Raw genomic sequence first — 14,023 nt, 5'->3', positions numbered from 1 at the left:
AGGTCGGCTTCAGTGACAGCGAAAGAATCCACAGCACGGGGAACAGTGCGTAGAGCACCACCAGCACGTTGACGACGGTCCAGCCCGTGGCGCGGCCAGGACTCACCCGCTCGCTCATCTAGCGACCTTCCTCGTCCGCGCCAGGTGCCGACGCGCCGAAGAGCTTGATGTAGATGAACGCGATCACGGCCACGGTCAGGAAGATCAGCACGCTGATCGCCGAACCCAAGCCCAGATTGAAGGCTTTGAACAGATTGTCGTAGCCCAGGATCGATACGGAGCCGGTGTCGTTGGCACCACCCGTCAGCACGTAGATGTTGTCGAAGATGCGGAAGGCGTCGAGGGTGCGGAACAACAGCGCCACCAGGATCGCCGGCTTGATCAGCGGCAGGATCACCTTCGTCAGACGCCTCCATGCGCCTGCGCCGTCGATCTGCGCGGCGTTGAGCAGATCCTGCGGCACCAACGCGAGGCCAGCGAGCAACAGCAGCGCCATGAACGGCGTCGTCTTCCAGACCTCGGCGAGCACGACGATGGCCAACGACGGGAGCTGCTCGGTGAGGGGGGCCGTCCCGGCGGGGAGCAGGTTCGCCAGATAGCCGGTGCCCGGCGTCCACGCGTAGTACCAACTGTAGGAGGCCGCGACGGTGACGATCCCGTACGGGATCAGGATGGCAGTGCGGACGACGCCCTTGCCGAAGATGGTGCGGTGCATGACGAGTGCCAGTGCCATGCCGAGGACGAACTCGATGGCGACCGACACGACTGTGATGGCGAGCGTGACGACGAACGCCGTCCACCAGTACCTGTCGCTGAGGATGGTGACGTAGTTGTCGAACCAGACGAACTTGGTGTCATCCGGCGCCGCCAGGTTGTAGCGCTGCAGGCTGAGCCACACCGCGTAGGCGATGGGATAGGCCGTCACGGCGAGCATCAGGATGACGGCCGGGCTGATGAGCCAAAACGCGAGGCGTCGATCGGACTTGTCGTTTTCGGTGGCGCCGGCGGCCGGGGTGGTCGACGGGGCTGATGAGCGCTCGTGCGAAGAATCAACCTCCCCGGTGGGTGCGGTCACGGGATCAGCCCCTTGCCGTCGATGGCCTTCTGCACCTGGTCGGCCAGGACGTCGGCGGTGCGCTCCGGATCGATCGCGTTGATGGGGGCCAGCGCCGCGGAGATGCGCGTGGAAACAGCCTGGTAGACCGGGGTCGCCGGACGTACCGCGGCGTTGGTGAGCTGTTCGCGGATGATGGCGTACTGGGGGTACTTCTTCTGGAACGCCGAATCGTCGTACAGGGACGTGCGGACGGCGGGCAGGCCACCCTCGACGGAGGTGTATCGCTGGTTCTCGACGTTGCGCAGGCACCGGATGGCCTCGAACGCCTCGGCCTTGTGCTGGGTGTTCTTGCCGACCGCGAGGTTCAGCCCGCCGAGCGTCACCTTCGCTGGCTCGCCGGGCAGCACGCCGGGGTAATTGGCGAAGCCGAACACCTTCTGACTCGCCTCGTATGCCGTCGTGAACTGCTCGTCGGTTGGCGAGAAGGTGCCTGCGTCGTTGATCGAGCCCTCGAGTTCGGGACGTTCGTTGAGCGGCAGGAACCCGACGCCGCCCTTGACCGCGTTCTCGAGCAAGGAGGGCAGGACGAACGGCCAGTTCACCTCGAGGGCTGCGTTGCCCTGTTCGAGCGCCAGCCGCGCCGTCGCCTCGTCGGTCTGGGTGATGGACGGATCGGCACCCGGCGCGGTGGCAACCGCCTTGATGATCTCCAACGCCTTCACCGTCGCCGCGCGATGTTCGGGGGTGTCGGTCAGCGTGACCGTCTTGCCGTCGTCGGAGAGCACCTGCCCCCCTGCGCTTTCCAGCAATGTGTTGAACCACACCACCAGACCCTCGTACTGTTTGGCCTGCAGGGCGATCCAACTCGGCTTCCCCGCGGCGTGCAGGCGGGTGGCCTCGGCGACCATGGCGTCCCACGTCGCGGGCGGCTCCTGCATCAGATCCGCTCGGTACCAAAGCAATTGGGTGTTGGTAGTGATGGGCGCGGCGTACAGCACGTCCTGCCACTCGGCTGTCTTCAACGGACCGGGAAGAGTGTTCTCCCTCGCGTCGGCCTCGGCTTCGCCCGCCGGATCGTCGGACAGCGGCAACGCCCAGCCGGCTTCGGCGAACTCGGCGGTCCACACCACGTCGAGCGCCATCAGGTCGAGGGTCTTGTCGTTGCCGGTGAGTCGGCGCGCCAGCTGCAGTCGCTGATCGTCAGCGCCCTTGGGCAAGCTGATCTGCTTGATGGTGAAGCGTCCACCGAGCTCTTCGTTGCACCGCTTGGCCACCGCGGTGAAGGTGGCCATCTCATTGGCGGGTGTGTAGTAGTTGATGACGGTGCCGCCACCCTGGGCGCTGCACGCCGACATCATCGACGCCGTCGTCAACCCAGCCAACGCTGCAGCGCACAGCCGTCTAACGCGCACCACCGTCTCCTGTCCGGGTTCGATGTCGCCGCCGGGGCGGCTCCGGGCGAGGACGTCCCCGCGCGCAAACCGTAGAGCGAGTTACGCGTGATGTGCAACACTATCGAACCCGCGCGTCGGAATCGTGACGCGGCAGCAACCTTCGCGCGGTGCGCGGGCCACAAATGCGCAAACACCTGCCACGCCCCGGCGTGTCGGCCGCGGGCCGACCGCCACCGGTGGCCTGGAGTCAGATCGTCAAGCGCGCCAATAGGTCCCGGCCCTTCTCGGCGCCTTGCGGATCGCACAGCACGTCATACCGGCCGGCAACCAATTGCATCGTCGAGCTGAAATCTCTTGTGCCCCGCGCCATCGCGTACTGAAGCCCGGAGGTGATCAGACCGAAGAAGATGCCGGCCACCAGGCCGGCGATCAGCGCGCTCCACGGACTCGGCCCGAAGAAGCCGAGCACCAGGCCGATGAAGAGGCCGAGCCACGCGCCCGTCAGCGCTCCCCCGCCCAGCACCCGCGGCCACGTGAGCCGGCCCGTGACCCGCTCCACCTGCATCAGGTCGACGCCGACGATGGTCACCTGCTGCACGGGAAACTCTTGATCCGACAGAAAGTCGACCGCACGCTGCGCCCCGGCGTAGGTGGGGTAGGAGCCGATGGGCCATCCCTTCGGCGGGGTCGGCAAGCCGGCGAATCCACCGCGTCCCGGATTCTGGCCCGCCCGCCCTTGATTCTGAAGTGGGTTCGTCATCTTCGTGTCCCCGTTCGTCTCGTGTGCGGTGGAGCGTCTTCATTCTCCATCGTTCGGCCCCTGTCGACGTGTCCAACGTTCGACGTTGCCCATTTGGTGCCGTCCGCCGGAGAAGTACTGGTTGCCCTTGGCTCCGGTACGTTGACCCAATGAGTTATCCGGGAAGCTTCCCAGGTGATCCGGGAGGTCGGCGGCCGGGTGGGCAGCAGCACCCGGCAGCTGGCGCGTTCGAGTACCCACCCGCTGGCTACGGCGTCCCACCACCGCCCCCGTTTTCAGGACCGCCACCTGGGTATTCATCGCCACCGCAGATGCCGCCCGGGGCCTTCCCGCCTCCGCCGCCGTACCAGGCGTACAACACCGCCTACCCCCATCCGTCCGGCAACCCGTACCCGCCCGCGTACGGCAACCAGCCCGCCACCAACGGCATGGCGATCGGTTCGCTGGTGAGTTCGCTGGTCGGCATTCCGGCCTACTTCCTCTGCCTGCCGTTCGTCGGCTCGATCATCGGCGTCGTCCTCGGGATCATCGCGCTGAACCAGATCGGCAAGCGCCATCAGAACGGCAAGGAGATGGCCATCGCCGGAATCGCGATCGGGGGCGTCACCCTGCTCGGCTCGCTGCTCCTGGTGATGGTCTACTCCTCGAAGTTGTTCTTGTACTGACGGGGCTCCCCGGATCCCCCGAACGGTAGGTTGGAGACCATGACACCGCCCGACGGACTCGGCGAATGGTGAACCCCGGACCCGACGAGCCGCCGCGCGGCAGTGAGTACCCGCCGCTGGAGGAATCCCCGGCGCACGCCGACCCCTATGCGCCCGTGGACTATCCGTCGGACACCGGGACGACGCCGCAGTACCCCGCGCCGCCCGGCTACCAGCAGCCCGGCTATCCAACACCCGGCTACCAGCAGCCCGGCTATCCGGAGCCCGGCTATCCCCCACCCGACTATCCGCAGCCCGGCTATCCGCAAGTGGGATACCCGCCGCCCCCCGCGGGTTACCCGCCGCAGTACCCGAGCGGATACCCGTACGGTTACGACCCCTACGCCCCGGTGCGGCCGACCGGCACCAACGGCAAGGCGATCGGTGCGCTCGTCACGTCTCTGGCCGGCCTTATGTTGTGCGGTGTGCCCTCGATCGTCGGCGTGATCCTCGGTGTCATCGCGATGCGCGAGACGAAGCGGACCGGGCAGGAGGGATACGGCCTGGCCCTGGCGGGGGTCATCGTCGGTGCGCTCGCCGTTGTGGGCTGGCTGCTGTACGTCGTCGTCATCATCATCGCGCTCGCCGTCTCCTCGCCGTCCTACTACTAGCTCGGCGGCTCGAACCGATCCGCCGCACGGGTCATTCCGGCGGCCCGCCCCTTTCCGGCGATCACCAGCGCCATCTTGCGGCTCGCCTCGTCGATCATCTCGTCGCCGAGCATCACAGCGCCGCGTGCTCCGCCATCTCGCGACGTGTGCCACTCGTACGCCTCGAGAATCAGCTCGGCATGGTCGTAATCGGCCTGGCGCGGGCTGAAGATCTCATTGCCCGCCTCGACCTGGCCCGGATGCAACACCCACTTGCCGTCGTATCCCAGTGCCGCCGCGCGACCCGCGATCCGCCGGAATGCCTCGACGTCGCGCACCTTTAGGAACGGGCCGTCGATCGCGTTGATGCCCCACGTGCGCGCGGCGACGAGGATCCGCATCAGCACGTGGTGGTGGGCGTCGCCGACGTCGTATCCCTCGGGTTGCTCACCCACCACCAGCGTGCGCATGTTCAGACTCGCCATCATGTCGGCGGGGCCGAGAACCAGCGCCTGCATCCGCGGCCCCGCAGCGATCGCGTCGACGTTGGTCAGACCCCGGGCGTTCTCGATCTGCGCCTCGATGCCGATGCGTCCCACCGGCAGCCCGTGGGTGACCTCCAATTGGGTCAGCAGAAGGTCGAGGGCCTGCACGTGTGCGACTTCGGTCACCTTCGGCAGCACCACGACGTCCAGATGCGCGCCCGCCGCGGCCACCACCTCGATGACGTCGGCATGCGTCCACGGCGTCGTCCAGTCGTTGACGCGCACCCCGCGCAGCTGGCCCGCCCAGCCGTCTGCCGCGAGGCTCTCGGCCACCTGAGTACGCGCTTGCGCCTTGGCATCTGGTGCGACCGAATCCTCGAGATCCAGGAACACCTGATCGGCGGGCAGTCCCTTCGCCTTCTCAATCATCTTGGCGCTGCTGCCCGGAACCGAAAGACACGTTCTACGGGGGCGATATCGATTCTCCACGCCAACACTCTCTACTCTTTGAGTCATGGTGGCGGTGAACAGGGTCTATGCGGCCCGACTATCGGGGATGTTGGTGCTCGGCCCCGACGGTGAATCGATCGGCCGCGTCCGCGACGTGGTGATCAGCATCGGCATCGGTCGTCAGCAACCCCGAGTGCTCGGTCTCGTTGTCGAATTGCTCACCCGCAGAAGAATTTTCGTCGGCCTCCTGCGCGTTACTGCGATCGAACCAGCTGCCGTGACACTGACCACGGCCAACGTGTCGCTGCGCCGTTTCGCCCAGCGGCCGGGTGAGGTTCTGGTGTTCGGCCAGGTCCTCGACACGCGCGTGCGCGTGCAGGATCCCGAGCTGGCGGACCTGGCTGGCGTCGACCTGGTCGTCGTCGACCTCGCCCTGGAACAGATCCGCACCCGCGACTGGGTGGTCACCCGCGTCGCGGTGCGCAGCCATCGCAGGCTGGGCCGTCGCACCTCGATGCACATCGTCGACTGGCAGAACGTGACGGGCCTGACCCAGTCGGCCATGTCGTTGCCCGGTCAGGGCGTCGCCCAGCTGCTGGCCCAGTTCGAGGGACAGCGGCCGATCATGGTCGCCGACGCCATCCGCGAGCTGCCCGCCAAGCGCCGCTACGAAGTCGTCAACGCCCTCGACGACGAACGCCTGGCCGATATCCTGCAGGAGCTGCCGGAGAGCGAGCAGGCGGACCTCCTGGAGAGGTTGGACGCCGAACGGGCGGCCGACGTGCTCGAGGCCATGGACCCCGACGACGCCGCCGACCTGCTCGGCGAGCTCGGCGCCTCACGGGCAGAAGCCCTGCTGGCCCGCATGGATCCGGAGGACTCGGAACCGGTGCGACGGCTGCTCAAGCACTCGCCCGACACCGCGGGCGGTCTGATGACGCCCGAGCCGGTCGTCGTCGGACCCGGCACGACCGTGGCCGAGGCGCTGGCCCGGGTACGCGATCCCGACCTGACGCCGGCACTGGCTTCGCTGGTCTTCGTCGTTCGTCCGCCGACGGCCACTCCGACCGGCCGCTACCTCGGTTGCGTGCACCTGCAACGCCTGCTGCGCGAGCCGCCCGCTGCACTGGTCAGCGGCATCGTCGACTCGGATCTGCCGACCCTGACCCCCGAGACGTCCCTGGCCGCGCTGACGCGCTATTTCGCCGCCTACAACCTGGTCTGCGGTCCCGTGGTCGACGAAGAGAAGCACCTGCTCGGCGCGGTCACCGTCGACGACGTCCTCGACCATCTGCTGCCCCACGACTGGCGGGTGCGACCCGAGGACCCCGAGTTGCCCGACACCGGTGACTTCACCGACGCCGCCGGGACGCCGGGAAGTCGACCGTGAGCGATCTATCCGCCCGGCAACGCCTCGACACCCCGCGGAAGTCGAGGCGACGATTCCGGCCGCGGGTCGACATCGAGGCCGTCGGCCAATTCAGCGAGTCGATCGCGCGCTTCCTCGGCACCGGCAGGTACCTGGCCATGCAGACGATCCTGGTGATCGTGTGGATCGCGCTGAACCTGTCCGCCGTCAGTCTGCGATGGGATCCGTACCCCTTCATCCTGCTGAACCTCGCGTTCTCCACGCAGGCGGCGTACGCGGCGCCGCTGATCCTGCTGGCGCAGAACCGTCAGGAGAACCGCGACCGGGTGTCGCTGGAGGAAGACCGCAGGCGCGCCCAGCAGACCAAGGCGGACACCGAGTACCTGGCCCGCGAACTCGCGGCGCTGCGCATCGCGGTCGGTGAGGTGGTCACCCGCGACTATCTCCGGCGCGAGCTCGAGGAGGTGCGCGATCTCCTCGATGAACTGCGGCCCAAGAAACCCAAGAAGAACTCGGCCTCGACGGCCGCGAGCAACTGGGATGAGTCCGACTAGTGCATTGCTGCAACACGCGCACCACTAGTCGGTATGGTGACTTGGTTCATGACGTTTGCCGGCACCTCGTTCGGCGACCGCGGATCTAGGACGGTTGAGTGCACATAGGGGCTGGCACCGCTTACGCGGCCGTGCGCCGCCGCGCAGGCCGCATCGTCCGCACGCCCGCGTTCGGCGTCGCGGTGATCGTCCCGCTCGTCCTGGTTCTGGCCGTCGGCGCGTCGGCTCCCACACCGAAGCACGCCGTCGCCGACGACGGGATCACGCCACTGGCGGCGGTGGCACGCACTGGCGACGACTCCGGTGTCGTCGTCGTCGCCGCCCCGCGGGCCCCGACCGCGTTCCGCTTCGCCGCTGCCACGCTGTTCGCTCCGCCGCCGCCGATCGTCGTGAGTTCGCCAGGCACGCTGAAGATTCCGGCGGTCGCGCTGAGCGCCTACCGCAACGCCGAACGCATGATGGCCGGCGCTTATCCGGGATGCGGGGTGAGCTGGAACCTGTTGGCGGGCATCGGCCGCATCGAGTCACTGCACGCCTATGGCGGCGCTACCGATGTCCGTGGCACCGCAGTGCAGCCGATCCTCGGCCCCGCCCTCGACGGCACCCTTCCGGGCAACGAGGTCATCGTGCACAGCGTCCAGGCCGGCCGCGTCACCTACGCCCAGGCCATGGGTCCCATGCAGTTCCTACCCGGCACCTGGGCGCGCTACGCCTCCGACGGCAACGGCGACGGCAAGGCCGACATCCAGAACGTCTACGACGCGTCGCTCGGGGCCGCGAGGTACCTCTGCAGCGGCAACTTGAACCTGCGCGACCGGTCTCAGGTGCTGGCGGCGATCCTGCGCTACAACAACTCGATGGCGTACGCCCAGAACGTCTTGGGCTGGGCCGCCGCCTACGCGACCGGCGTGGCGCCCGTCGACCTGCCGCCGATCGGAACTGCTCCTCCGATCGGCGACGCGCACCTCGACGCCAACCCGGAGGGCCTGGGACCGGGGATCGGATTGCCTGCCAACGATCCCCTGGCCTCGCTGCAGGTGATGGTCGCGACCGGGGCGAATCAACTGGGGATTCCGCCGGGCCCGGGCGCCGGTGTCCCCCCGGCTCCGGTCCAGAACTGCCAGGTCTTCTGCCTGACACCGCAGGCGCCGGCTCCACAGCAGAACTGCCAGGTCTTCTGTCTGACTCCCGCGGCGACGGCGCCCCTTCCCGACGCGCCGCCCGCACCGCAGTTCCCACCCCCGCTGTTCCCGCCCCCGCCACCTCCTCTGCCGCCGCCGCCGCCAGCGTTCGGTCCTCCGCCGGTGGATGCTCCTGCGCCGCCCCCACCGGCGGGCCCGGTGCCCGGTCCGGTCAACTGACGGCTGCGCCTACAATCGCTGGTGATGTCTCCGTCAACGCCCAGTGATTCTGGGGCCCTGGAATCTTCCGTGCGATCGGCGCTGTCCAAGGTCATAGACCCTGAGCTCCGGCGGCCGATCACAGAGGTCGGCATGGTCAAGGACGTGTCGATTGACCCCGGCGACGGTGCTGTTCATGTCGAGATCTACCTGACCACGTCGGCCTGCCCGAAGAAGACCGAGATCTCCGATCGCGTCAAGCAGGCCGTCGTCGACGTGCCGGGCACGGGCGCGGTGAAGGTCACGCTCGACGTGATGAGCGACGAGCAGCGCACGGAGTTGCGCAAGCTGTTGCGCGGCGACTCCCGTGAGCCGGTGATCCCCTTCGCGCAACCCGGATCCCTGACCCGTGTGTACGCGGTCGCGTCGGGCAAGGGCGGGGTCGGCAAGTCGAGCGTCACGGTCAACCTCGCGGCGGCACTGGCCGCGCGTGGCCTGTCGGTGGGTGTGCTGGACGCCGACATCTACGGACATTCGGTGCCGCGCATGATGGGCACCAGCGACCGGCCCACCCAGGTCGAATCGATGATCCTGCCGCCCATCGCCCACGACGTGAAGGTCATCTCGATCGCGATGTTCACACAGGGCAACACCCCGGTGGTGTGGCGCGGGCCGATGCTGCACCGGGCATTGCAGCAGTTCCTCGCCGACGTGTACTGGGGCGACCTCGACGTGCTGCTGCTCGACCTCCCCCCTGGCACCGGCGACATCGCGATCTCGGTGTCGCAGCTGATTCCCGGCGCCGAGATCCTGGTCGTGACGACGCCCCAGCTGGCGGCCGCCGAAGTCGCCGAGCGAGCCGGTGCCATCGCCCTTCAGACTCATCAGCGCATTGTCGGCGTGGTGGAGAACATGTCCGGCCTGACGCTTCCCGACGGCACCGTCATGAACATCTTCGGCGAAGGCGGCGGCAAGCGGGTCGCCGAAAGCCTCACCAAGTCCGTCGGCGCCGACGTGCCGCTGCTCGGCCAGGTTCCGCTGGATGAGGCGCTGGTGACGGCGGGCGATTCGGGCGTGCCGCTGGTCCTCAGCGCACCGGATTCGGCGGCCGGCAAGGCACTGCGCGGCATCGCCGACTCTCTGTCGGTGCGCAAGCGCAGTCTGGCGGGGATGTCGCTCGGGCTGAACCCGGTGGGGCGCTAAGTCGCGTCGCTGTCGAACGGCGTCGCCGCGGGCGGGCGCGGTTCGGTCTGCGGCGGCTGCGGCTGATCATGCGGTTGCGGTTGCCCGTCGGAGACCGGCTTCACGGGCTTGTCGAAGTTTCCGGTCAGGAACGAGTCGTCGCCGTCGAGCAGATGCTTGGTCAGGGCGGCGCGGGGCGTCATCCCCCGTAGCTTCTGCAATTCGCTGAGCGGCTGGCGCAGGTCCTCGAACTCGGGACCCAGATCCTGACGGAGCTGGCTGGTGGCGCCGCTCAGATACTCACGCACCTGGCGCATGGTGGTCGTCGTCCAGCGGATGGCGCCCGGTAGCCGTTCCGGGCCGAGAATGACGAGACCCGCCACGACGAGCACCAGCATCTCACCCCAGCCGACGTTGGCGAACATCGTTATGCCGCAGGGTTGTCGGAGCCGGGGTCCACGGTCAGGGTGACGGGGCGTCCGTCGCGGAGCACCTGGATTGGCGCGTCCTGGCCGATCTTCAGCTGACGCACCGCGACGACCATCTCGTCGGCGTCGGCCACCGTGCGGTCACCGACCTTCACGACGACGTCGTTCTCCTTGATCCCGGCCCTGTCCGCCGGGCCACCCGCGACGACGTTCTTGATCAACGCCCCGGAAGCCACGTCGTTGCTCACCGACACCGCGTTCAGACCGAGCGTCGGATGCGACATCTTGCCGTCCTTGATCAGACCCTCGATGACTTCCTTGACCTCGTTGACCGGGATCGCGAAGCCGAGCCCACTTGCGCTGTCCGACAACGACTTGCCAGCCGTGTTGATGCCGATGATCTCGGAGTTCATGTTGATCAGGGGGCCACCGGAGTTGCCGTGGTTGATCGACGCGTCGGTCTGCACGCCATCGATGACGGTGTCGGTGTCGGATCCGTCACCGGACAGCGGGACCGGACGGTGGAGGGCACTGATGATGCCGTGGGTGACGGTGCTGCGCAGGCCCAGCGGAGCACCCGCGGCGATGACCTCTTCGCCCACCCGGAGCTTCTCGGAGTCACCGAGACGGGCGACGACCAGGTTGTCGACGTTGTCGACCTTCAGCACGGCGATGTCGGTCTTCGGGTCGCGACCAACCAGGTTGGCGGGAACTTCGTGGCCGTCGTTGAACACGACCGAAATCTGGAAGTCGGCGGGACTCTTCGCGGCGTCGGAGATGACGTGGTTGTTGGTCACGATGTAGCCACGGCCATCGACGACCACACCGGATCCCTGCGACCCCTGGCCCTTGCTCAGCGCCTCGATGGTGACCACCGAATCCGCAACGGCAGAAGCGACGTCGGCGAACCGGCTGGTGGGTTCCTGGGCGGCGCCGTTGGTCTGCAGCGTGACCTTGGAGGTGGTGAAGGCCGGGATGATCTCGGCGGTCTTGTTGCCGATGACCGCGCCGATGCCGCCGATCACGAGGGCGATGATGACGAGGATGCCCAGCGCCACGTAGGAGACCCGACCGCCGAACAGAACGTCGCGGACGCCGAGCTTGCCCATCGGCGCCGTCTCGGCCGCAACCGGCGCGGGCCTCGGCTGCGCGGGCGTTCCGAGCGTGGGTGCCGCGTTCGGGTCCCGCCACGGATCGTCAGGCGCGTGGGGAAGACCCCTGTCGTGCTCGGCCTGAAGGGCGCCCGCGTCAGCGGGATGGCGCTGCAGCGTGTCGGAGACCCCGTCGGGCCTGCCGAACGCGTCGGCGAGGACGGCGTCGGGCGCCTGGTCCCTCGGGGTGTAGTCGCCCTGGTCGCGGTGCTTCTCCGCACCGAGGAACGAGCCGGACACGCCATCGGGCCGCCCGAATGCGCGCGCCTGCGCCGCATCGACTGGCGGGCGCGAGACCGGCTTCGGCTCCATCCGAGGGCGATCGCCGGTCTGGTCCTGGTTGGTCACCCGTGTTCACTCTCCGTCGGAGCGTGCGCCACTAGCGACGCACGCCATTGCTTTGGCCAGACATTCACCCTACCGGCGCTTGCGGCGGACACGCGGCACGTCAGCAGCAAACTGCGAGGCCACGTCCTCCACCGGCGGATCCAGCGGTGCGCAGTGGGGGATCTGTGACAATGCGCCGAGCAATGAAGTCGGCACGACGATCGGGCAGGAGTCCCGCAGCGCTGCGCGAGCTTGCCCCTGGGCGTCGACCTCAGCCGAACACTGAGTGCACAGCGACATATGATGCGCCGCCCGGAGGTGCGCACTCATCCGCAGCTCACCGTCGACGAACGCGGCGATGGCCTCGGTGGAGAGATGCTCCGTCGAGCCGAACCTGCGCGGACCGATGGGCGCATCACTCTGCGACGCGAACGGAGAGGGCAGCCAAGAGAATGCACGGCGGAACACGTGCCCCGGGTCGACCATCGACCTGCTCCTCTCCAAACCCATTCATCCGAGCTCATCACAATGGCGATACCTTCGAATGTAGCGCGGCTGGCCACTACGAACACTCACTGGACCTTGAATCAGAGGTCACGCAGTCCGCGCGGCACCTTCGGCGTACGCGTCGGGATGGTTTGCCAGGTACTCGCGCAACGCCTGCCGACCGCGGTGGATGCGGCTGCGCACGGTGCCGAGCTTGACCCCGAGGGTGGCGCCGATCTCCTCGTAGGACAGACCTTCGATGTCGCAGAGCACGACGGCGGCACGGAACTCTGGCGGTAGAGAGTCCAACGCCGCCTGCAGGTCAGGACCCAGCCGGGAGTCGTGGTAGATCTGCTCGGGGTTCGGGTCGGCGGCCGGCACCCTGTCGTAGTCCTCGGGTAGCGCCTCCATCCGGATACGGCTACGGCGACGAACCATGTCCAGGAACAGGTTGGTCGTGATGCGGTGCAGCCATCCCTCGAACGTCCCAGGCTGATAGTTCTGCACCGACCGGAAGACACGAATGAAGGTCTCCTGCGTCAGGTCCTCCGCGTCGTGCTGGTTGCCCGAAAGACGGTAGGCGAGGCGGTACACCCGATCCGCGTGCTGCCGGACCAGCTCGTCCCAGGACGGCATGGTGGTCTTGTCGCCGGTGGCATCGAACACCGCGGTGCCGCTCAATTCGTCGGACGGCTCTACCCAATCCCCGTCGGTGTACTGCTCGATGTGTGCCATGGACACCGGAGCGGCGGGAACGATTTGTGTTGTGGTCGTCAGATCCTCCTGGTCAGAGCCGCCATCCGGCATCGACGACTCGATGTCGACGGGAACACGCGCGTCCACATGGTTATTCCCGTAACGCCAGCGTCCGCCGTGTTCCATGCGAGTAACCGTCTCCGACCCGGGTGTGGTTGGCATATGAGCAAACTGAACATTTCCTGAGAATGATCGGTACCCATTTTTCGACCAGGGAAAACAGGTTTCTTCGAGGTGTGATTCTGGCGCTCGAGCGCGGGCGTGTCGCGGTGCGGCGTACATCGGTTAGCTCTACGCTGCGGGCATGGCCAGCACCGGCGACCCGACGGGTGCGCAGCCGAGCCGCGCCGAGTCGATCGTCACGCATGCCGAGGGTTCGATCTCCGAAGACGCGATCGTCGCTGGCGCCCGTGAGCGTGCCGTCGACATCGGCGCGGGGGCGGTCACTCCTGCCGTCGGAGCCCTGCTGTGTGTGCTGGCCAAACTGACCGGCGCCAAGGCGGTCGTTGAGGTCGGCACGGGCGCGGGTGTCAGCGGGTTGTGGTTGCTCTCAGGCATGCGCGACGACGGGGTGCTCACCACGATCGACGTCGAACCCGAGCATCAGCGCCTGGCCAAGCAGGCGTTCACGGAGGCCGGTGTGGGGCAGTCGCGGACCCGGTTGATCAGCGGGCGCGCGCAGGAAGTGCTCACCCGGCTGGCCGACGATTCCTACGACCTGGTGTTCATCGACGGCGATCCGATCGACCAGCCGCAGTACGTCGTCGAAGGGGTGCGGCTGCTACGGGCCGGTGGCGCGATCATCGTGCATCGGGCTGCACTGGGCGGGCGTGCCGGCGATGCGAACGCCAACGATGCTGAGGTCAGCGCCGTGCGCGAGGCGGCGCGGCTGATCGCCGAGGACGACCGGCTCACCCCGGTGCTCGTCCCGCTGGGCGACGGCCTGCTCGCCGCCGCCCGCGACTGACTTTTCTCTCGCGAGCAGCTGTA

The 14,023-nt window shown here is 67.7% G+C and carries 15 protein-coding genes and 1 pseudogene; 7 read left to right on the top strand and 9 right to left on the bottom strand.

Annotated features, from left to right (window positions below):
• The 4 genes and pseudogenes from QOI01_RS22275 to QOI01_RS22260 all read right to left on the bottom strand — a co-directional run.
• Positions 1-118 (bottom strand): annotated as a pseudogene (locus QOI01_RS22275) (carbohydrate ABC transporter permease); the annotation flags it as partial.
• Complete coding sequence (locus QOI01_RS22270) at positions 119-955, bottom strand: carbohydrate ABC transporter permease (protein WP_526384798.1); 837 nt, start codon at positions 953-955, stop codon at positions 119-121.
• 116 nt (positions 956-1,071) lie between these two features.
• Positions 1,072-2,469: an ABC transporter substrate-binding protein gene (locus tag QOI01_RS22265; protein WP_526384796.1), complete on the bottom strand. Its 1,398-nt coding sequence runs from the start codon at positions 2,467-2,469 to the stop codon at positions 1,072-1,074.
• A gap of 229 nt (positions 2,470-2,698) precedes the next feature.
• Positions 2,699-3,211 carry a general stress protein gene (locus QOI01_RS22260; protein ID WP_526384794.1) on the bottom strand — a complete coding sequence of 171 codons (513 nt, stop codon included), beginning with the start codon at positions 3,209-3,211 and terminating at the stop codon, positions 2,699-2,701.
• Between the two features lie 149 nt (positions 3,212-3,360).
• Here QOI01_RS22260 and QOI01_RS22255 point away from each other — a divergent pair, with 149 nt between their 5' ends.
• On the top strand, positions 3,361-3,876 hold the full coding sequence (locus QOI01_RS22255; RefSeq protein WP_526384792.1) for a DUF4190 domain-containing protein: 516 nt from the start codon (positions 3,361-3,363) through the stop codon (positions 3,874-3,876).
• A gap of 65 nt (positions 3,877-3,941) precedes the next feature.
• Entirely contained in the window at positions 3,942-4,526 is a 585-nt protein-coding gene (locus QOI01_RS22250; protein ID WP_526384790.1) for a DUF4190 domain-containing protein, read from the top strand.
• Here QOI01_RS22250 and QOI01_RS22245 read toward each other — a convergent pair.
• Positions 4,523-5,479 (bottom strand): HpcH/HpaI aldolase/citrate lyase family protein, encoded by a 957-nt coding sequence (locus QOI01_RS22245; protein ID WP_526384788.1) that lies wholly within the window; start codon positions 5,477-5,479, stop codon positions 4,523-4,525. The genes QOI01_RS22250 and QOI01_RS22245 overlap by 4 nt on opposite strands.
• Positions 5,480-5,504: 25 nt before the next feature.
• Here QOI01_RS22245 and QOI01_RS22240 point away from each other — a divergent pair, with 25 nt between their 5' ends.
• The 4 genes from QOI01_RS22240 to QOI01_RS22225 all read left to right on the top strand — a co-directional run bounded on the left by QOI01_RS22240 (position 5,505) and on the right by QOI01_RS22225 (position 9,906).
• Positions 5,505-6,830, top strand: a complete 1,326-nt coding sequence (locus tag QOI01_RS22240; RefSeq protein ID WP_526384786.1) for a magnesium transporter MgtE N-terminal domain-containing protein — start codon at positions 5,505-5,507, stop codon at positions 6,828-6,830.
• Positions 6,827-7,363 (top strand): DUF1003 domain-containing protein, encoded by a 537-nt coding sequence (locus tag QOI01_RS22235; RefSeq protein ID WP_526384784.1) that lies wholly within the window; start codon positions 6,827-6,829, stop codon positions 7,361-7,363. Before QOI01_RS22240 ends, QOI01_RS22235 begins: the two co-directional genes overlap by 4 nt.
• 98 nt (positions 7,364-7,461) lie before the next feature.
• Positions 7,462-8,724: a lytic transglycosylase domain-containing protein gene (locus QOI01_RS22230; protein WP_526384782.1), complete on the top strand. Its 1,263-nt coding sequence runs from the start codon at positions 7,462-7,464 to the stop codon at positions 8,722-8,724.
• 24 nt (positions 8,725-8,748) lie between these two features.
• Positions 8,749-9,906, top strand: coding sequence for a P-loop NTPase (locus QOI01_RS22225; RefSeq protein ID WP_526384780.1), 1,158 nt, complete (start codon positions 8,749-8,751; stop codon positions 9,904-9,906).
• Here the strand turns inward: QOI01_RS22225 and tatB are convergent.
• The 4 genes from tatB to sigE form a co-directional block, all read right to left on the bottom strand.
• Positions 9,903-10,310 (bottom strand): Sec-independent protein translocase protein TatB, encoded by a 408-nt coding sequence (tatB, locus tag QOI01_RS22220; RefSeq protein WP_526384778.1) that lies wholly within the window; start codon positions 10,308-10,310, stop codon positions 9,903-9,905. The two genes, QOI01_RS22225 and tatB, sit on opposite strands and share 4 nt — an antisense overlap.
• A gap of 2 nt (positions 10,311-10,312) precedes the next feature.
• The gene (htrA, locus tag QOI01_RS22215; RefSeq protein WP_526384776.1) at positions 10,313-11,812 is read right to left on the bottom strand and encodes a serine protease HtrA; all 1,500 of its coding nucleotides are present in this window, start codon (positions 11,810-11,812) and stop codon (positions 10,313-10,315) included.
• Between the two features lie 69 nt (positions 11,813-11,881).
• On the bottom strand, positions 11,882-12,277 hold the full coding sequence (gene rseA, locus QOI01_RS22210; RefSeq protein ID WP_526384774.1) for an anti-sigma E factor RseA: 396 nt from the start codon (positions 12,275-12,277) through the stop codon (positions 11,882-11,884).
• 108 nt (positions 12,278-12,385) lie between these two features.
• Positions 12,386-13,159 carry an RNA polymerase sigma factor SigE gene (gene sigE / locus QOI01_RS22205; protein ID WP_526384772.1) on the bottom strand — a complete coding sequence of 258 codons (774 nt, stop codon included), beginning with the start codon at positions 13,157-13,159 and terminating at the stop codon, positions 12,386-12,388.
• Between the two features lie 178 nt (positions 13,160-13,337).
• On the opposite strand from sigE, the gene QOI01_RS22200 reads away from it, so the two are divergent.
• The gene (locus QOI01_RS22200; protein ID WP_526384770.1) at positions 13,338-14,000 is read left to right on the top strand and encodes an O-methyltransferase; all 663 of its coding nucleotides are present in this window, start codon (positions 13,338-13,340) and stop codon (positions 13,998-14,000) included.
• Positions 14,001-14,023 lie beyond the last annotated feature (23 nt).

Source organism: Mycobacterium sp. (genome assembly GCF_032162605.1).
Classification (GTDB): Bacteria; Actinomycetota; Actinomycetes; order Mycobacteriales; family Mycobacteriaceae; genus Mycobacterium.
The sequence above is the reverse complement of the archived record's forward strand: the minus strand, read 5'-3'. Positions and strand labels throughout refer to the sequence as shown.